Here is a 19,463-nt window from a genome sequence, read left to right as displayed (position 1 = left end):
TTGGACTTCTGACGATCTCGATGTTCACGGGAGAGTACAGTATTTTGAGTGCTGATGATGGTGCTCAGATGTTCGCTCAAACTCGAGTTCCTCGCACCATTGCGCTCATCTTAGCCGGTGCTGCTATGGCGATGTCCGGTCTTGTTATGCAGCTATTGACACAAAATAAGTTTGTTGAGCCATCGACAACAGGCACTACCGAGTGGGCCGGTCTAGGCTTGCTTTTTATTCTGTGGATTGCGCCTAACTCCAGTATTTTGCTTAAGATGTCATCCGCGGTTTTATTTTCTTTTATCGGTGCGATGGTCTTTTTTGCTTTCTTGCGAAAAGTTTCGCTGCGTTCATCTCTCATTGTTCCGATTGTGGGTATCATGCTCGGCGCGGTAGTGAGTTCTCTGTCTACTTTTTTCGCACTGCAGACTGACCTTTTGCAGAATTTGGGGGTTTGGTTTGCTGGTAGCTTTACCTCTGTCATCGTTGGCCAGTATGAAGTTCTGTGGATTGTTTTACTGGTAGTATTTGCCGTATTTTTCTACGCTGACCGGCTGACTGTTGCCGGGTTGGGTGAAGAAATCGCTACTAACGTTGGTCTCAATTACCAACGTCTGATGCTTATCGGCACTGCCCTCATTGCTATCGCCACGGGTGTTGTGACTGTAGTAGTGGGATCTTTGCCCTTTGTGGGGCTGATTGTTCCGAATATCGTAAGTATGTTTCGCGGTGATGATTTGCGCTCAAATCTGCCGTGGGTTTGCCTGACGGGCATCGCTATCGTCACCGTATGCGACTTGTTGGCACGAACCATTATTTCCCCGTTCGAAATGCCCGTATCGGTTGTTCTCGGCATTATCGGGGCACTGGTGTTCATTACTCTGATTGTGAGGCAGCGTCAGAATGTCCGCTAATTTCTTGACCCATCAGCACTCGCCTGTTGCTAATACACCTGCAGCTATCTCGTCTGATCGTGTTTCTGGTGCTTTCGTTTCGCGTTCCTCGCGTCGATCATACTGGATTATTATGGCGATCCTACTGCTGCTAAGCGCTCTTGCAACCTTGGGTTTACTTGCCTATAAAAACCCTATGCCGTTTGGCTCTGAACGGTTTTGGATTGTAGCTCAGCGCAGGACGTCTGCGGTGACTGCAATGGGGATCGTTGCAGTGAGTCAGGCGGTAGCAACAGTCGCTTTTCAGACGGTAACGAACAATCGCATCATTACCCCCTCGATTATGGGCTTTCAGTCGCTCTATACGGCCATACATACCGCGACTATTTATTTCTTTGGTGCTTCTGGTCTGATTGCATCACGAAATCTTGAGATGTTTATTATCCAGCTTGTTCTCATGATTTTGCTGTCGCTAGCTTTGTATTCATGGTTGCTAACCGGCAAGAATGCGAATATGCATGCCATGTTGCTGATAGGCATCATTGTTGGCGGCGGACTGGGGTCTGTATCAACTTTTATGCAAAGGATGCTGACCCCCAGTGAGTTTGATATTTTGACGGCCAGACTCTTTGGGTCGGTTAATAACGCTGAAGCCGAATATTACCCCATCGCTATTCCGCTGGTTGTAGCGTCCACCGCGCTTATCTACCTGAATTCTCGCAACCTGAATGTTTTGGGCTTAGGCCGTGAAGTCTCACAGAACCTCGGTGTCAACCATCGTCGCCATTCCTTAATAGTGCTGGTGCTGGTTGCTGTGCTGATGGCTGTGTCAACCGCTCTCGTGGGTCCGATGACTTTTCTGGGCTTTTTAGTGGCGGTATTGGCTTATCAGTGGGCAGATACTTTCGATCACCGATACATTATGCCCATGGCAGCGCTGATTGCTTACATGGTTTTGACGGTGGCCTACTTCCTGATGCAACACGTTTTCTATGCTCAGGGGGTTGTCAGCATCGTGATTGAGTTAGTGGGCGGCATCGTGTTTTTGATGATGATTTTGAAGAAGGGACGCCTGTGATTAGGTTAGACAATGTAGCCAAGCGCTACGGGTCAGATGTTTCGATTGGTCCGGTTAATCTTCAGATCCCGGCTGGCGGTATTACGGCTCTGGTGGGACCTAACGGAGCGGGTAAATCGACTCTGCTGACCATGATCGGGCGTCTGCTCGATATCGATGAGGGTGCCATTCACATCGCCAACTTTGATGTTGCATCCACTAAATCTGAGGATTTAGCAAAAATTGTTTCTATCCTGCGTCAGGAAAACCACTTCGTAACTAAGCTGACGGTGCGTCAGCTCGTAGGTTTTGGGCGTTTTCCTTATTCGAAGGGAAGACTCACCGCAGAGGATGAAACCATCATTTCCCGCTATATCGATTTTTTGAATTTGGGGGAGCTGGAAAACCGTTACCTAGATCAACTCTCAGGTGGCCAGCGTCAGCGTGCTTATGTAGCTATGGTGCTTGCCCAAGAAACAGATTATGTTTTGCTAGATGAGCCGCTTAATAACCTAGACATTGCGCACTCCGTTCAGATGATGAAGCACCTGAAGGAAGCAGCAACAGCACTTGGACGAACGATTGTTGTGGTATTGCACGATATCAATTTTGCAGCTCGGTACGCTGATTACATCTGCGCTGTGAAAGACGGAAAAATCGCCGTACTTGATACTGTCGAGAACGTTATGCACGATGAGTTGCTCACCGAGATATTCAATACGCCTATCACAGTGATTGACGGCCCAGATGGAGCTATTGCGTGTTATCACTAGCGCGCAAACGCGCTGATCTCATTCAGCCGTCGGCAAGGAATCTGAGCCAACAGCGAACTATCGTCATTTGACCTGACGCGAGCGTGCCTCGTGCACTAATGTACTAAGCAATGAAGAATATTTGCGCGTTCTTTTGGCAGTAAGTGGCCGCAAAGAAAGGCGCAAATTCACCTACAAGAGAGGTACGGATTAATGTCCAATTTCTTGCCGACAAAGGCGTCAAACACCTCAACTGCACCCGCTATGGAAACACCCATGGGTAGCCAGGACGATTACGTCTACAACCGTCTGCTGAAAGAGCGCATCATTTGGCTGGGTTCAGAGGTTCGCGATACTAACGCTAACCGCATCTGCTCACAGATGCTCCTTCTCTCCGCTGAAGACCCCGATGCGGATATCTACCTGTACATCAACTCACCCGGTGGATCAGTGACTGCGGGCATGGCGATTTACGACACCATGCAGTTGATTCCCAACGACGTAGTAACTGTCGTGACCGGCATGGCAGCATCAATGGGCCAGTTCCTGTTGACTGCTGGCGCACCGGGCAAGCGTTACGCTACCCCCAACGCCCGCATCCTCATGCACCAGCCCTCCGGTGGTATCGGCGGTACCGCATCTGATATTCGTACTCAGGCTGAACTCATTTTGGATATGAAGAAGCGTTTGAGCCAGATTACTGCTGATCGCACCGGTCAGAGCCTCGAAACCATTTTGCGCGACAATGACCGCGACAACTGGTTCACCGCTGAAGAAGGCCTCGAATACGGTTTCTTCGACCACATCATGACTTCACGTGACCCGCAGAGCGCGTCAACCGAAGAAAAGTAGTAACGGTTCGAACGTTCACTAGCGAAAGATTTTATTCATGATTTTTAATCCTTACTCATCAGCTCCCGCGGATATGCCGACTGACCGCTATGTGCTGCCTAGCTTTGAAGAGCGCACTCCTTACGGTTACAAGCGTCAGGATCCCTACGCAAAACTGTTTGAAGATCGCATTATCTTCTTGGGCACTCAGGTTGATGACGCATCAGCTGACGACATTATGGCTCAGTTGTTGGTTCTGGAATCTCAGGATCCCGACCGCGACATTACCCTGTACATTAATTCACCCGGTGGTTCATTCACCGCGATGACTGCAATTTACGACACCATGCAGTACATTCGCCCCGAGATTCAGACTGTTTGCTTGGGTCAGGCAGCATCTGCGGCTGCAACTTTGCTCGCAGCAGGCACCCCCGGTAAGCGTCTGGCGCTGCCGAATGCACGCGTCCTGATCCACCAGCCGGCACTCGGTGGTCAGCAGGGTGGTCAGGCATCGGATATCGAAATCCATGCTAACGAGGTAATGCGTATGCGTGAGTGGACCGCTCAGACTCTTGCACTGCACTCAGGCAAGACTGCAGAAGAGATCGATAACGATATCGAGCGTGACAAGATTATGACTGCTCAGCAGGCTCTTGAATACGGTCTGGTTGACCAGGTTCTTGAATCACGCAAGGCTAAGCAGCCTGTCATTAACAAGGCAGATGACTACAGCTAAGCTACGATACTGAACCGTGAGGGCGACGCATCCTTGAAGATGCGTCGCCTTCATGCTGTGCGCCAACGTTTTACAAGGTTGCGTAATAGATGCAACAAATCGGTTAGACCGCTCAATGAATTGGGTCTGACTATTAATGCGGGTAGCCTATTAACAGGCTTAGCGTGCGAACGAAAGGTGGAATCCATGGCGCGAATCGGTGATAGCGCGGATCTGCTGAAGTGCAACTTCTGTGGCAAAAATCAGAAACAGGTAAGAAAGCTCATCGCTGGTCCAAATATCTATATTTGCGATGAGTGCATTGAATTGTGCAACGAAATTTTGCTGGAGGAGCTGGAAGAAAATACAGCACCCGTTCTTGATGAACTACCTAAGCCCCGCGAGATTTTTGATCACCTGCAAAGCTTTGTGATTGGCCAAGAAGCGTCGAAACGCGCACTATCTGTTGCTGTCTACAATCACTATAAGCGCATCAAAGCAGCTACTAATCCCATCGTTGATGCCGCGACGCTCATGGCCACTGATGGTGAGGACGTTGAGCTCGCCAAGTCAAACATTTTGCTGGTTGGTCCTACGGGATCTGGCAAAACCTATCTTGCTCAAACCCTCGCGAAAAAACTCAACGTACCTTTTGCCGTAGCCGATGCTACCTCTCTCACCGAAGCAGGTTACGTCGGTGAAGACGTTGAGAATATCCTGCTTAAGCTGATCCAAGCCGCTGATGGTGATGTGAAAAAAGCAGAAAACGGCATCATTTATATAGATGAAATCGACAAGATTTCCCGTAAAGCAGAGAATCCTTCAATTACTCGCGATGTTTCTGGTGAAGGCGTTCAGCAGGCTTTGCTCAAAATTCTGGAGGGCACAGTTGCAGCTGTTCCTCCGCAGGGCGGGCGCAAGCATCCTCAGTCTGAGTTTTTACATATTGACACCTCTAAAATTTTGTTCATTGCGGCAGGTGCATTTGCCGGTATTGAAGAAATCGTCGGTGCTCGGGTAGGACGCAAAGGCATCGGCTTTGGCGCCTCAATCGAGCAAGCATCTCAAAGCGCCGATATTCTCACGCAACTGTTGCCTGAAGACTTGCTGAAATTTGGTCTCATTCCTGAATTTATCGGACGTTTACCCGTTGTCACTTCGCTGGAGAAACTGACCCAGTTAGATCTTGAGCGGGTACTGGTTGAGCCAAAGAATGCTTTGATTAAGCAGTACAAGCGCATGTTTGCGATTGACAATGTTGAGCTAATTTTTGAGAAGGACGCGATTTCTGAGATTGCTCGACTTGCCATTGAGCGTGATACCGGTGCGCGAGGACTACGCTCAATCATGGAAAACCTGTTGCAGCCCGTGATGTTTGATGTCCCTAGCCGCGATGACGTAACCGCGATTGTTATAGATGCTGACACCGTGCGTGGAGTGAAAGAAGCAACCCTGATTACCGAGCGTAAGCAACTGAAAAGTGCTTAGCCTTATGAATCAGGAATAAAAGCGTGGGGGAGAGCGTTCCCTTAGATAGTTTTCAGTGATTGTGTGAACCCGCTTCACACTTATCAAAAGGAGATGCAATGGCTGAAAAGAATACTGTAGATTTCTGGTTTGATCCCATCTGCCCCTGGTGCTGGATGACTTCACGCTGGATTCTCGATGTTGAGAAAATCCGTGATATCGAGGTGAACTGGCGCCCCTTCTCGCTCCCTCTTTTGAACAAGGGCCGTGACCTTCCCAAAAGCTACCAGAAGCACATGGATGAGTCATGGGCTCCTGCCCGCGTAGCAATGGCTGTTGCTGACAAGCATCCTGAGAAGCTGGGGGAGTTCTACACTGCTATTGGTGAAGAGATTCACCACAATGACAATAAGAGCAATGATCATAAAGACGCGATTGCAATTGCGTTGAAGAACGTTGATTTGCCTGCTGAACTTGCTGAATACGGTGAGAATGATCAGTACGATGCCAAGCTGGAGGAATCCATCAAGGATGCACAGAAGCTCGTAGGCGACGATGTAGGCGTACCGGTTGTAGCGTTCAATGGAACTGCTTTCTTCGGTCCTGTTTTCTCGCCTGCGCCGCAGGGAGAAGAAGCAGGTAAGGTTTTCGATGCTGCTGTAGCTTTGGCGTCCTACCCGGGTTTCTTCGAGCTGAAGCGTTCTCGTAACGTTGGCCCGATTTTTAACACCGAAAAATAAGACTGCCGGTGGGCGGGGGAGCCGTGAATTCATGAGAGAATTCACGGCTCCCTTCGTGTTTTAAGCTGTTCCGCTGACGCAGCGAACACTGAAAAATGATGTCTCACTTAGTGCCGTCATAATTCCCAAAATATAAGACACGCGCGTAATTTTTTACCCCGCTGTAACGTAGCTCGTGCAAAATAGTACTACTCGCCGGGAAAACAGCCCCGGTAACTTCATGTGGGTAGGCAACCAAGGCATCACACACCACGGATTTCGCACCGGCTAACCACCCCGTTAGTTGGAAACGAAGCCCCCACACGTTGCAATAGCGCAACCTCACCTAGCTGGGAAGCTAAGTGCTCGATAAGACACCGTCTTGCGACCATGCGTACCTGCTTTAGGTAGGGAGCGCGTATGAGACGAGATCTCACAAGAAATCTAGAGAGTTTGATATTCGCATCAATCTCTTCTTTGAATTGTCGAGAGAAACGAGCCTTTCGCATGACTGACAACACCATGCTCGGTGCACAGCACGCACCGTCCCCCTTTAAGACCTTTGCTGATATTCCAGATTCTCAAGGTCTCTACAGCCCTGACATGGAGAAAGATGCGTGTGGCCTTGCAATGATTGCCACATTGCGTGGAACTGCCGGTCACGACATCGTGGATCATGCTCTGATTGCTTTGCGTCGTTTGGAGCACCGCGGTGCTGTTGGCGCTGATGAGGGCACCGGTGACGGCGCAGGTATTTTGGTGCAGATTCCCGATGAATTCTTTCGCGCTGAAGTAGATTTTGACTTGCCTGATTTGGGTAAGTACGCGGTGGGCACCGCCTATCTACCCACCCACGGCGTGAACGCTGATGAACTGAAGTCTTCTATCGAAGAAATCGCGCAGGCAGAAGGCTTGCGTGTACTGGGTTGGCGCGATGTGCCGGTTAAGCCCGATATTGTTGGTGCCTCGGCACGAGCTGTTATGCCCTATTTCTCACAGGTTTTCTTGGCCGAGGCATTGCCTGAGGTCTCTGATCGCGTGAGTGAACCCTTTACCGGACACATTCCCGTCATTGATCTAACGGTTGATGCGGAGCGTCGTCAGCTCGATCAGAAGGCTTTCCGCGTTCGCAAGCGTTCTCAGCATAAACTGGGCGTTTACTTCCCTTCCCTGTCCTCACGCACCATCGTCTACAAGGGCATGCTCACGACTGCGCAGCTAGAGCCCTTCTACCCGGACCTTCAGGACGAACGCTTCAAGACCAAGCTCGCGATCGTTCACTCGCGCTTTTCAACCAACACCTTCCCGTCGTGGCCGCTCGCTCAGCCCTTCCGCACGATCGCGCACAACGGTGAGATCAATACGGTCAAGGGCAACCGCAACTGGATGCGCGCACGTCAGTCCCAGCTCAAGTCACCTGTGCTTGGCCGCAATCCCGAGGAGCTCTTCCCGATTTGCAGCGTCGGCGCATCCGACTCGCAGTCTTTCGATGAGGTTGCAGAGTTACTAATGCTCTCTGGTCGCTCTGCCGCTCAGACCATGATGATGATGATTCCCGAGGCATGGGAAAATCACGAAACCATGGATGATGAGCGCCGAGATTTCTACCGCTATAACTCCACCTTGATGGAGCCCTGGGACGGTCCCGCAGCTGTTGCCTTCACCGATGGTGATAGCGTGGGTTCAGTACTTGACCGCAACGGTCTACGCCCCGGACGCTACTGGGTAACCGACGACGGTCTGGTGATTCTCGCGTCTGAAGTAGGCGTGGTAGATATGCCCGAGTCAAAGATCGTTGAAAAGGGCCGCGTATCGCCCGGCAAGATGTTCTTTGTCGATACCGCTAACCAGCGCATTGTGCCCGATGAAGAGGTAAAGCAGGACGTCGCGCGCTCAAACCCTTGGAAGAAATGGGCAGAAGACACTATCGTCAACCTGTCTGACCTGCCAGAACGTGAGCACATTCGTCCCTCACGCGTCTCAATTCGCAAGCGCCAGCAGACCTTCGGTTACACCACCGAAGAACTCACCAAGATTCTCGGTCCCATGGCGAAAACCGGTGCTGAGCCTATCTACGCAATGGGCACAGATACCCCGATTGCTGTACTTGCTAAGCGTCACCGTCTGCTCTTTGACTACTTCATTCAGTCATTCGCTCAGGTCACTAACCCGCCGTTGGACTCTATCCGCGAAGAACTCGTGACCTCATTGCGTACCACCATTGGCCCCGAGGGCAACCTCTTGCGTAAGGGGCAGGTTCGTACATCTCTCGTGGCTCTAGACTTTCCCGTCATCAACAACGATGAGCTCGATAAAATCGCGCACTTGCAAGACGAAGATGGCATGGACACCTCCCTCAAAGTGCGTGGTTTGTATGACCCCAACGGGGGAGAAGAAGCCCTGCGAGCGCGCATCCGCGAAATCTGCGAGAAGGTATCTGCCGCAGTCAATCGCGGTGTTCACCACATTATTCTCTCCGACCGTAACTCTAATCCCCAGTGGGCACCGATCCCGTCATTGTTGCTGACCAGCGCGGTACACCACCACTTGTTGCGAAGCGCGACTCGAACCAAGGCTTCGCTCATCGTGGAAGCCGGCGACGTTCGCGAAGTGCACCATATTGCAACGCTCATTGGTTATGGTGCATCCGCTATCAACCCCTACCTGGCGATGGAATCGGTAGAACAGCTGGTTCGCGAAGGTGAAATCACCGGCGTTACCGAACAGGAAGCTGTCTACAACCTCATCAAGGCACTGGGCAAGGGTCTGCAGAAGATTATGTCCAAGATGGGCATCTCAACCGTGCGCTCCTACTGCGGCGCGCAGACCTTCGAAGCGCTCGGACTTTCCCGTGCCCTCATCGACGAGTTCTTTACCGGTACTCACTCCCAGATGGACGGTGTTGGACTGGACGTCATCGCAGAGGAAGTACGCACCCGCCACGACAGCGCTTACCCGCAAGACGGCATCGGCGTACCCCACCGCGAACTCGAAACCGGTGGTGAATATGACTGGCGTCGAGATGGTGCACCCCACCTCTTCAACCCTGCCACTATCTTCCGTCTTCAGCATTCCACGAAGACCCGTCGCTATGACATCTTCAAGTCCTACACCAAGTTAGTAGATGATCAGTCGAAAGACTTGATGACCTTGCGCGGTCTTCTCAAATTCACCGAAGATCGCCAGCCCATTTCTATCGATGAGGTTGAGCCGGTCTCAGAAATCGTCAAGCGTTTTTCAACCGGTGCTATGTCTTATGGCTCAATTTCCAAAGAAGCACACGAGACCTTAGCTATCGCTATGAACAAGCTGGGCGCAAAATCCAATACCGGTGAGGGCGGCGAAGACATCGACCGCTTGCTGGATCCTGAACGTCGAAGCGCTATCAAACAGGTAGCATCGGGTCGATTTGGCGTTACGTCTTTGTACCTCACCAACGCTGATGACATTCAGATTAAGATGGCGCAGGGCGCTAAGCCCGGCGAAGGCGGTCAGCTCATGGCAACTAAGGTATACCCCTGGGTTGCTCGCACCCGTCACTCGACTCCCGGCGTCTCGCTGATTTCACCGCCTCCGCATCACGATATCTACTCGATTGAGGATCTGGCTCAGCTGATTTACGATCTCAAGCGCTCCAACCCGAGCGCTCGCGTCCACGTCAAGCTGGTCTCTGAAATCGGTATCGGTACCGTTGCCGCAGGTGTAACTAAGGCAAAGGCAGATGTTGTTCTTGTCTCCGGTCACGACGGTGGCACCGGTGCTGCTCCGCTGAACTCTCTTAAGCACGCCGGTGCGCCGTGGGAGCTCGGTTTGGCTGAAGCTCAGCAGACTTTGATGATCAACGGTCTGCGCGACCGCGTGGTTGTGCAGGCGGATGGTCAGCTGAAGACCGGCCGTGACGTCGTCATTGCGGCTTTGCTCGGTGCTGAAGAATACGGTTTTGCAACCGCGCCGCTAGTTGTCGAGGGCTGCATCATGATGCGCAAGTGCCACTTGGACACCTGCCCGGTGGGTGTTGCAACCCAGAACCCCAAGTTGCGCGAGCGCTTTACCGGCAAGGCTGAGCACGTGGTTAACTTCTTCGAATTTATTGCTGAGGAAGTCCGCGAGTATCTGGCGCAGCTGGGCTTCCGTACCCTGGATGAGGCTATTGGCCATGCCGAGGTTCTGGATGCGACAGAAGCTATTGACCACTGGAAGGCGGATGGTCTGGATCTTTCGGGGATTTTGCGCTCAACCGTGGTAGATTTCCCCGATAAGAATGTTCGTCATATGCGCGAGCAAGATCATGAGCTCTCAGAGCACCTTGATAATCAGCTCATTGCTGAGGCTCAGGATGCCTTGGAGAACCGCCACCCGGTGTCTATTGCCGCTTCAGTAGTCAACACGGATCGTGCAGTGGGCACGATGTTGGGTCACACCGTTACCAAGACTTTTGGTATTGAGTTCTTGGACCATGACACCATTGATGTTTCCTTGTCAGGTCAAGCTGGCCAGTCACTGGGTGCCTTCTTGCCTCAGGGCGTGACCTTGCGACTTGCTGGGGACGCTAACGACTACGCGGGCAAGGGCTTGTCAGGCGGACGCCTAGTAGTACGTCCAACTGACGATTCAGTCTTGGTTGCTGAGGATAACGTGGTTGCCGGTAACGTTATTGGCTACGGTGCCACGAGCGGTGAGATGTTCTTCCGCGGCATCGTGGGTGAGCGTTTCTTGGTACGTAACTCGGGTGCGACTGCTGTAGTCGAAGGCATTGGCGATCACGGGTGTGAATACATGACCGGTGGACGCGCGCTGATCTTGGGTGAGACCGGCCGTAACTTTGGTGCCGGTATGTCCGGTGGCTACGCGTTTGTGCTTGATCTTGATGAGCATAAGGTCAATAAGCAGTCCCGCGAAAGTGGCGAACTGACGTTCTTGCCACTTGATGCTGACGATAGAGCCGAAGTTTCAGAGCTTTTGGAGCTTCATCTTAAAGAGACCGGTTCTGCCCGCGCACACCAGCTATTGGAAGATTTCGAGAATACTGCGGCGCGGCTGACAAAGGTGATGCCGCGAGATTTCGCAGCTGTCCAGCTTATCCGTGCCGAAGCAGAGGCGAACGGCACTGATCCTGACTCATCTGAGGTTTGGAACCAGATTTTGGAGGTGACCGCACGTGGCTGATCCCCGCGGTTTTTTGAAGGTAACTGAACGTGTTGACCGTCCTAAGCGTCCGGTTCCGGTGCGTATTTTGGATTGGAAAGAAGTTCAAGTAGAGCAGGATAGCGCTACTTTGAAGAATCAGGCATCGCGCTGTATGGACTGCGGTGTGCCGTTCTGCCATGTCGGCTGCCCGCTGGGAAATCTCATCCCCGAGTGGAATGATTTGACCTGGCGTGGTCAGACGGCTCAGGCAGTGGAGCGTATGCACGCAACCAATAATTTTCCGGAATTTACCGGACGCGTGTGCCCGGCTCCCTGTGAATCGTCCTGTGTGCTGGGTATTAACCAGCCGGCAGTGACCATCAAGCAGATTGAGTACTCGATTGGCGAGGCAGCGTTTGAGAATGACCTTGTGAAGCCGATTATGCCTGCTCGAATGCTTGATAAGACGGTTGCTGTGGTGGGCTCAGGCCCTGCTGGGTTGGCGGCTGCTCAGCAGTTGACTCAAAATGGTTTCACTGTGGCGGTTTTTGAGCGTGATGACCGTATTGGTGGTCTGCTTCGCTACGGTATTCCTGACTTCAAGCTAGAGAAGGACGTAGTGGACCGTCGTCTTCGCGTTATGGAAGAAGAAGGCACCCGCTTCCGCACCGGCGTTGAAATTGGTAAGGACATTAGCTGGGACAACCTGAAGAAGCGTTATGACGCCGTTGTTGTAGCTACCGGTTCTACTAAGCCTCGCGACCTGAATATTCCGGGGCGTGAGCTGGAGGGCATCCATTTTGCGATGCCGTACTTGAGCGAGTCTAACCGTGTAGTTGCCGGTGACCTGTATGCTGCGTCCATTGATGCCAAAGGTAAGAACGTGATTGTTCTTGGTGGCGGCGATACCGGTTCTGACTGCATCGGTACAGCATTGCGCCAGGGCGCTCAGTCGGTAACCACGTTAGCTATTGGTGTTAAGCCCGGCCTTGAACGAGCTGATCATGAGCCGTGGCCCATGTACCCCAAGATTTTTGAGGTGTCTTCATCTCACGAAGAGGGCGGTGAGCGCAAGTACTTAGCGTCAACCGTTGAATTTGTGGGGGAGAACGGTAAGCTGACCGGGTTAAAGGTAGCTGAAACCGAGTACCTTGAGGATGGGCGTCGTGTGCCTAAGGCCGGTACTGAGCACGTTATTCCTGCAGATCTTGTCTTCCTTGCTTTGGGCTTTACCGGTCAAGAGGATGACTCTATTACGCAACAGCTGGGTGCGGAGCTGGATGCGCGCACCAATGTGGCTCGCGATGAGCAGTACATGACAAACGTTCCCTCTGTGTTCTCGGTGGGTGACGCTGGACGCGGTCAGTCACTGGTGGTTTGGGCTATTGCTGAGGGACGCGCGTGCGCGGCGGCGGTGGAGCGTTACCTCACCGGCTCAACTCAGATGCCTGAGCCTGTTGGTCCGTTCGATCACTCGATTGATTTGGCTGTCTAGGGTACCGTCCTATTACCGATAAGAAATCCCCGGTGAATATGTGATGAACATATTCACCGGGGATTTCTTACAATGTGGGTTTGCGTGGGATAGCCTTATGCGTCGTATGCTTTGACCGCCGCGACGATAGGCTCAACGTTTGCTCGGTCCATAAAGTCAGCTGAATGAGTGGCGTAGCTATCCAAAATCTGCTGATTAGCTTCGTTCTTGTTCGGCTTCATCTTCATTGCCATGCGCACACCCTGCAGAACAGTTTTGTGGGTTGCTGAGAGAACATCGTGGTTGATGCCGCCGCGCAGGTGGAAGGTGGGCTTACCGGATGCGAGGTCTTCGGTGAAGCTCTTGAGGACCTTGCCGTCAAGCATCTTGCCGTTGTTCGCTACGGTGCCGTTGAAAGAGACGGTGAAGAACACCAGGTTCTTGTTCTTGAGAAGTTCTGCCTTTTTGCGCAGTGAGGGTGCGCCGGTGAGGAAGAGCCCGCCGTAGTAGGATGCGCCGATGACAACGGTTTGTGCTGCTTCGATTTGCTCATCGGTTACTTCGGTGATGGGCGCGGTTACAACTGAGTACCCTTCGGCTTCTAGCTGCTCTTTGGTCCACTCGGTATAGCGTTCGGTATATCCGTAAGTTGAGCCGTAGATGATAAGTGTCGATGAGTTAGCCATTTGATTCCTCATTTTTCGGTAAAAAGGTAGGTCACAACGTAATTGTATTGTTGTGAAGTAGCTTAGGCAGAAATAGCACCTCAAGGGAAGCTACTTGTAATGTTGTAAAAAATGTTGGTTTTGTGGGATTTTTTGCGAATTACGCGTAAAAAAGTTGCGAATGCTCTCGCTTTACCTCCCCAAATCCTCATATAATGATAGTAACAATGTTGGGTCATTATTGACTGTATGTGATTTTGTGGGATTTTTCTGTTTTCCCCAATGCGGAAAATCCCCTGATTACCTCTTTGACTCTGTTGTAGAACATCCAAACTTACTAAGGTTGAATACATGAGACGCGCAAAAATTGTTGTAACCATTGGTCCTGCAATCTCGGCACCCGAGAAGATCGCAGAAGCTCTTGAAGCAGGCATGAACGTATCACGCCTTAACATGAGCCACGGCGACCACTCGGTTCACGAGAACTCTTACAAGACAATCCGTGAGCAGAGCGAAAAGCTTGGTAAGGACGTTGCAATCCTTGCTGACCTTCAAGGTCCTAAGATTCGTCTTGCAACCTTCGAAAACGGCTCAGAAATTCTTGAGCCCGGTGATACTTTCAAGATCACCATTGACGATGTTCCCGGCACCAAAGAAATCGTTGGTACCACTTTTAAAGGTCTTCCCGGCGACGTAAAGCCCGGCGATACTTTGCTGGTTGATGATGGTAAGATTCGCCTTGAAGCTGTTTCTGTTGACGACCGCACCGTAACCACCAAGGTTATTGTTGGTGGCCCTGTCTCCAACAATAAGGGCCTCAACCTGCCCGGTGTTGCAGTTTCAATTCCCGCGCTTTCGGAAAAGGATGAAAACGACCTTCGCTTCGCACTGCGTCTTGGTGTTGACCTGATTGCTCTTTCCTTCGTTCGCTCTGGTGACGACATCACCCGCGTCCATGAGATTATGGACGAAGAAGGCGTTCGCCGTCCCGTTATCGCTAAGATAGAGAAGCCTCAGGCAGTTGATAACCTGCAGGATATCGTTGATAAGTTCGATGGCATCATGGTTGCTCGTGGCGACCTCGGTGTTGAGTTCCCGCTTGAAGAAGTTCCGCTGGTGCAGAAGCGCGCTATCGAGATGGCTCGTCGCTGGGCTAAGCCTGTCATCGTGGCTACCCAGGTTCTTGAGACCATGATTCAGAACCCGACTCCTACCCGTGCAGAAGCATCTGACTGCGCAAACGCAATTCTCGATGGTGCAGACGCTGTCATGCTCTCCGGTGAAACCTCAGTGGGTAAGTACCCCATCATCACCATTCAGACCATGGCACGCATCATCCGCTCCACCGAAGAGGGCGGTCTCTTGCGCGTTCCTGAGCTGGGCACCTCACCTAAGACCCGTGGTGGTGCAATCACCCGCGCAGCTGTCAACATTGCAGATCAGCTCAACGTTGATCACATTGTTGCTTTCACCGAATCAGGCGATACCGCTCGCCGTTTGGCTCGTCTGCGTCCGTCGAAGCCTGTGGTTGCTTACTCGCCTAATCCCGAGGTTCGTGCATTCATGAGCCTACTGTGGGGTGTACAGGCAGCTGACGCACCGCGCGCTAAGAACACCGACGAAGTCACCGCGTTTGTGGATCGTCACCTGCTTGATACCAACCGTGCTGAGGTCAACGATCTGGTAGTTATCACTGCCGGATCACCTCCCGGACACTCAGGCTCAACCAACTTGGTTAAGGTTCACCGTGTGGGTGACCTTGACGATGCTGGTGCGGTATTGCCCCAGCAGCGCGATAAGGTTGGTCCTTTCCACGAGTAAAACTTGAGAAACTCGTGATAGATCGCCCGCCGCTTTCCCTCTCATCGTGGGGAAGCGGCGGGCTTTTTATATGTCTTTGAAGGACTCTGAAACGCTGTGTGAAATTTTAAGGCTCGCTGTGAGGGTATGCTACTTGAAAGCGGACCACTCTAAAGACCCTGAGCTGAAAGAGCGCCATGAGCACAGAGACTATTAAGCCGCAACCCTCGGTAACCCTGAGATTTTTAGCTGCACCCACCGATGTTCTGATGGCAGGTGCCATGGGCGTGCACGGCGGACGCGTGCTGGAGTGGATTGACAAGGACGCATACGCTTGTGCGGCTGGCTGGGCTAAAACTTACTGCGTGACTGCCTACGTTGGCCACATCCATTTCACGCGTCCTATCCCGTCCGGCCATATCGTAGAGGTGCGTTCTCACATCGTTTACACCGGACGTTCCACCATGCATATTGTCAACGAGGTGTACTCAGCAGACCCCCGCGAAGGCATCTTCACGCTGGCGTGTGATTGTCCGGTTATTTTTGTGGCGATGGGGGAGGATCACAAGCCAACGCCCGTTACCCCGTTTGAACCTGAGACCGCTGAAGAAAAGCGCGTGGAGCAGGCGGCACTCTCTCGTATTGAGCTTCGCAAAGAAATTGAAGCGGAGATGCTTCGACAAACCTACACCAGGGATTCCACAGCTCCAGAAATCACCCACCGTTTTCTCGCTAAACCCACCGATGTCAATTGGGGCGGTAACGTTCACGGCGGCACCGCTATGGAGTGGATCGACGAGGCGGCAACCAACGTGACTATGTCGTTCTCCGGCGAGCGAACGGTCGCTGTTTACGTCGGAGGCATCCGTTTTTACCAGCCCATTCATATTGGCGATTTGGTTGAGGTAAACGCCCGTCTGGTTCGTACGGATGCGCGTTCGATGAGCGTCATGGTGCATTTACGCGCGGGCGATCCCCGCAAACCCCAAGAAAAGTTGCCGCTGGCGATTCACGCGTCCTTCACCTACATCGCTGTTGATCTGGACGGTGTTCCGCTGAACGCGCGCCAGTTTGTTTCGGTGACAGCAGAAGACAAGAAACTCTCAGAGCACGCTTTGACCTTGCGTAAGCTCCGCGAAAAGTTTGTGCCGCATCCTCTGGTTGAAATTCCTGAACAACCCATTAAGCTCACCAGCTAGTAGAACTGCTAGTCGATGCATCTACCGGGATTGCGTATCTTCTCTCGCCAATAACTCTCAACGGAGAGCGAGGAGAAAGCACGTCATCACCGGGATGAGGATAAAGAAAAACCCGGTCAGATTCTTCAATCTGACCGGGTTAGTTGTGCCCAAGGTGGGACTCGAACCCACACATGTTTCCATACTGCATTTTGAGTGCAGCGCGTCTGCCAATTCCGCCACTTGGGCTCCTGCACAACGTGCACCCACTACTGTACACACGTTTTTCTCAAAAGTGAAATCGAGACGAAAAAGCCTGAGACGGTGTCTGAACTTACCCTGAACAAACAGCTGAAATTCCCCCTGATGAGCGGGTTAGCGTGTCAAAATAAAATAGTGTTGGTATAAAACCAAATAAGACTTTTACTTGTCAGGAGTGTGAGTGATGTCAGAGAAGACAACTCAAGAGAACCTGGAAGCTGAGCCGCAACAGCGCACCGTAGTCGTAGCAGAAGATGAAGCGCTGATTCGACTGGACATTGTGGAAATCCTTAAAGACCAGGGATTTACTGTCGTTGCAGAAGCTGATAACGGCGAACGCGCAGTTGAGCTGGCGCGTGAACACCGCCCAGATCTTGTGCTGATGGACGTTAAAATGCCGGTGATGGACGGTATTTCAGCAGCTGAGCTGATTTCCAAGGAGCAACTCGCTCCCGTCGTTTTGCTCACTGCTTTCAGCCAGAAAGAGCTGGTTGATCGTGCGACAGAAGCTGGCGCTATGGCGTACGTGGTGAAGCCGTTTACACCGAATGATCTTATCCCGGCTATCGAGGTAGCTATCAGCCGCTACGAGCAGATTAAAGCCCTGCAGAGCGAAGTTTCTTCGATTAAGGAACAGTTTGAGACGCGCAAGGTTGTTGACCGCGCAAAGTCACTACTGATTACCAAGATGGGACTCACAGAGCCTGAAGCTTTCCGGTGGATTCAAAAAACGTCAATGGACCGTCGACTGTCCATGCGAGAGGTCGCAGAGACCATCGTCGCTCAGGTTTCATAAGAGTTAAAAATTATCGCCCGCATCCAAGATTCAGGATGCGGGCGATATTTTTTCGAGGTCGCCCGGGCTGGGCTTATAGCTGTAAAAGCAGCCAGAGAACGGGAGCCTTACCCGTTGTCTTTGGGTTTAGCTGTCGCCCATAGTGTTACAGCGGTGGCTACAGCCACGCACGCCCACCACCAGCCGCCCTGAGAAAGCGCGGTAACAGCGAACAATATAGTAAGTACCAGGGCAATGCGCCCTATCAAAACTTTATTCATGACGTCTTTCTCTATTAGTGACTTCGCTGGTGGGCTTCGAGTTGCCTTTACACGTAGTACTACAACAACCAGCGTCCTAACTATCTTCTAGTGTAGTCAGGACGCCGCTTACCTTGCCTTATGCAGAGACGGCTGCAGATGCTGAGTCTCTGTGTTGAGGAGCTGGCTCATCAACATCAATTTTGAGAATTTTACTAACGCGTTCGATGAGTGCAGCAATCGTCGCATCGCCGGTGACGTTAGTGGCGGTGCCGAAAGAATCTTGAGCAAGGTACAGCGCAATCATCAGAGCAACCATAGATTCATCGAATCCCAGCATGGACTGAAGTAGACCAATAGCACTCATCACGCCACCGCCGGGAACGCCGGGAGCTGCCACCATCATGACGCCCAACAGGAGGATGACAGGCACCATCTTGCCGAAGGAGAGATCACCGTTTGTCATAAAGATAACGGCGACTGCACAGGAAGTAATGGTGATCATGGAGCCCGAGAGGTGAATGTTTGCGCACAAGGGGACCGCAAAATCTACGATGCGATTTTTAATACCGGCCTTTTTAGCGGACTGTACTGTGACCGGAATGGTTGCGGCAGATGACTGAGTGCCCAATGCGGTGAAGTAGGCAGGAAGCATGGTCTTGAGCATGGTAAAAGGATTGCGGCCAGATGCCACACCCGAAACGGTGTACTGAATCAACAGGGTAGCCCAATGCAACAGGAGCACCATGATGAAGACCTTGCCGAAAACGGAGAGAATCATAGCGACCTCTCCTGCCAGCGTCATATTGGCGAAAATGCCGATGATATGAATGGGCAGAAGGGGAATGATTACTGTTTTGAGGAGCTTCTCAACAATAATTTGAAAGTCCTGAAAGATGCCCAGCAAGTTTTTGGTGGGCAGAGCAGTCAGACCTAAACCGAGGATGAAGGAAAGAATGAGCGCGCTCATCACAGGCATAATCGGGTCTAACGTGAACTCCAAGTAGCCTGCGGAGAGGGATTCTTCGGGGTTTTCAAAAGCTGTCAAGCGCTGTCCCTTGAGGATAACTGGGTACACCAGCAACGCGGTGAGCAGAGCCAAAAAGCCTGCGCAGACGCTGGAGAAATACGCAAGACCGACGGTGGTTCCCAAGAGTTTTCCCGCGCCTTTTGCGAGAGAACCAATGCCCGGGACGATAAATCCAATAATAATCAGCGGAATCGCAAAGCTGAGGAAAGCGCTGAATATCGTAGAGAACGAGACGAAAAGCTGAACAACGAGATCGGTGGGGAGCGACCATCCTGTCACGCTGTTGAGTGTCTCAATGGCTCCGGGAGTGAAAGAGCCCAAGAGGACACCGGTGATGATTGCTAGGATAATCCACACTAGCAATGGGATTTTCTTCACAGGGATTACCTCACTGGTTTTTTAAAAATGGAATATGTGAAGAATCAATCCTAGTAGTGATACGGGGCTGAGGGAGCACTCATCTGTCAT

Annotated in this window: 15 protein-coding genes and 1 tRNA gene; 12 read left to right on the top strand and 4 right to left on the bottom strand. The window is 51.9% G+C overall.

The genetic code is table 11. The features are described 5' to 3' along the window. The first annotated feature begins 68 nt into the window (after positions 1 to 68). From IDM49_RS06935 to IDM49_RS06895, 9 genes are all read left to right on the top strand, one after another. On the top strand, positions 69 to 905 hold the full coding sequence (locus tag IDM49_RS06935) for an ABC transporter permease (RefSeq protein WP_400679999.1): 837 nt from the start codon (positions 69 to 71) through the stop codon (positions 903 to 905). Then, positions 895 to 1,962 (top strand): iron chelate uptake ABC transporter family permease subunit, encoded by a 1,068-nt coding sequence (locus IDM49_RS06930; RefSeq protein ID WP_168614039.1) that lies wholly within the window; start codon positions 895 to 897, stop codon positions 1,960 to 1,962. Before IDM49_RS06935 ends, IDM49_RS06930 begins: the two co-directional genes overlap by 11 nt. After that, complete coding sequence (locus IDM49_RS06925) at positions 1,959 to 2,714, top strand: iron ABC transporter ATP-binding protein (RefSeq protein WP_168614038.1); 756 nt, start codon at positions 1,959 to 1,961, stop codon at positions 2,712 to 2,714. The genes IDM49_RS06930 and IDM49_RS06925 overlap by 4 nt, the downstream gene beginning before the upstream one ends. Positions 2,715 to 2,906: 192 nt before the next feature. Further along, positions 2,907 to 3,545, top strand: a complete 639-nt coding sequence (locus tag IDM49_RS06920; protein ID WP_168614037.1) for an ATP-dependent Clp protease proteolytic subunit — start codon at positions 2,907 to 2,909, stop codon at positions 3,543 to 3,545. 37 nt (positions 3,546 to 3,582) lie between these two features. Continuing rightward, the gene (locus tag IDM49_RS06915; protein WP_168614036.1) at positions 3,583 to 4,260 is read left to right on the top strand and encodes an ATP-dependent Clp protease proteolytic subunit; all 678 of its coding nucleotides are present in this window, start codon (positions 3,583 to 3,585) and stop codon (positions 4,258 to 4,260) included. 186 nt (positions 4,261 to 4,446) lie between these two features. Then, complete coding sequence (clpX, locus tag IDM49_RS06910) at positions 4,447 to 5,727, top strand: ATP-dependent Clp protease ATP-binding subunit ClpX (protein WP_168614035.1); 1,281 nt, start codon at positions 4,447 to 4,449, stop codon at positions 5,725 to 5,727. Between the two features lie 98 nt (positions 5,728 to 5,825). After that, positions 5,826 to 6,446 (top strand): DsbA family protein, encoded by a 621-nt coding sequence (locus IDM49_RS06905; RefSeq protein ID WP_168614034.1) that lies wholly within the window; start codon positions 5,826 to 5,828, stop codon positions 6,444 to 6,446. Positions 6,447 to 6,932: 486 nt separating this feature from the next. Continuing rightward, positions 6,933 to 11,591: a glutamate synthase large subunit gene (gltB, locus tag IDM49_RS06900; RefSeq protein WP_190723984.1), complete on the top strand. Its 4,659-nt coding sequence runs from the start codon at positions 6,933 to 6,935 to the stop codon at positions 11,589 to 11,591. Further along, entirely contained in the window at positions 11,584 to 13,047 is a 1,464-nt protein-coding gene (locus IDM49_RS06895; protein ID WP_168614032.1) for a glutamate synthase subunit beta, read from the top strand. Before gltB ends, IDM49_RS06895 begins: the two co-directional genes overlap by 8 nt. 95 nt (positions 13,048 to 13,142) lie before the next feature. Here IDM49_RS06895 and IDM49_RS06890 read toward each other — a convergent pair whose 3' ends face one another. Further along, positions 13,143 to 13,712, bottom strand: coding sequence for a flavodoxin domain-containing protein (locus tag IDM49_RS06890; protein ID WP_168614031.1), 570 nt, complete (start codon positions 13,710 to 13,712; stop codon positions 13,143 to 13,145). 330 nt (positions 13,713 to 14,042) lie between these two features. Between IDM49_RS06890 and pyk the strand changes: the two genes are divergently transcribed. Both pyk and IDM49_RS06880 read left to right on the top strand, forming a co-directional pair. Then, on the top strand, positions 14,043 to 15,512 hold the full coding sequence (gene pyk / locus IDM49_RS06885) for a pyruvate kinase (protein WP_190723983.1): 1,470 nt from the start codon (positions 14,043 to 14,045) through the stop codon (positions 15,510 to 15,512). Between the two features lie 176 nt (positions 15,513 to 15,688). After that, positions 15,689 to 16,690, top strand: coding sequence for an acyl-CoA thioesterase (locus IDM49_RS06880; protein WP_190723982.1), 1,002 nt, complete (start codon positions 15,689 to 15,691; stop codon positions 16,688 to 16,690). A gap of 146 nt (positions 16,691 to 16,836) precedes the next feature. Here IDM49_RS06880 and IDM49_RS06875 read toward each other — a convergent pair. Then, positions 16,837 to 16,918 (bottom strand) — tRNA-Leu (locus tag IDM49_RS06875). A 196-nt stretch (positions 16,919 to 17,114) separates the two neighbouring features. On the opposite strand from IDM49_RS06875, the gene IDM49_RS06870 reads away from it, so the two are divergent. Beyond that, positions 17,115 to 17,726 carry an ANTAR domain-containing response regulator gene (locus IDM49_RS06870; protein WP_168614029.1) on the top strand — a complete coding sequence of 204 codons (612 nt, stop codon included), beginning with the start codon at positions 17,115 to 17,117 and terminating at the stop codon, positions 17,724 to 17,726. A 107-nt stretch (positions 17,727 to 17,833) separates the two neighbouring features. On the opposite strand, the gene IDM49_RS06865 is transcribed toward IDM49_RS06870, so the two are convergent. Both IDM49_RS06865 and IDM49_RS06860 read right to left on the bottom strand, forming a co-directional pair. Further along, positions 17,834 to 17,986 (bottom strand): hypothetical protein, encoded by a 153-nt coding sequence (locus IDM49_RS06865; protein ID WP_190723981.1) that lies wholly within the window; start codon positions 17,984 to 17,986, stop codon positions 17,834 to 17,836. A gap of 118 nt (positions 17,987 to 18,104) precedes the next feature. Then, entirely contained in the window at positions 18,105 to 19,373 is a 1,269-nt protein-coding gene (locus IDM49_RS06860; RefSeq protein WP_190723980.1) for a dicarboxylate/amino acid:cation symporter, read from the bottom strand. Positions 19,374 to 19,463 lie beyond the last annotated feature (90 nt).

Origin of the sequence: Rothia terrae (genome assembly GCF_014705925.2) — a bacterium.
Lineage (GTDB): Bacteria > Actinomycetota > Actinomycetes > Actinomycetales > Micrococcaceae > Rothia > Rothia terrae.
The sequence above is the reverse complement of the archived record's forward strand: the minus strand, read 5'-3'. Positions and strand labels throughout refer to the sequence as shown.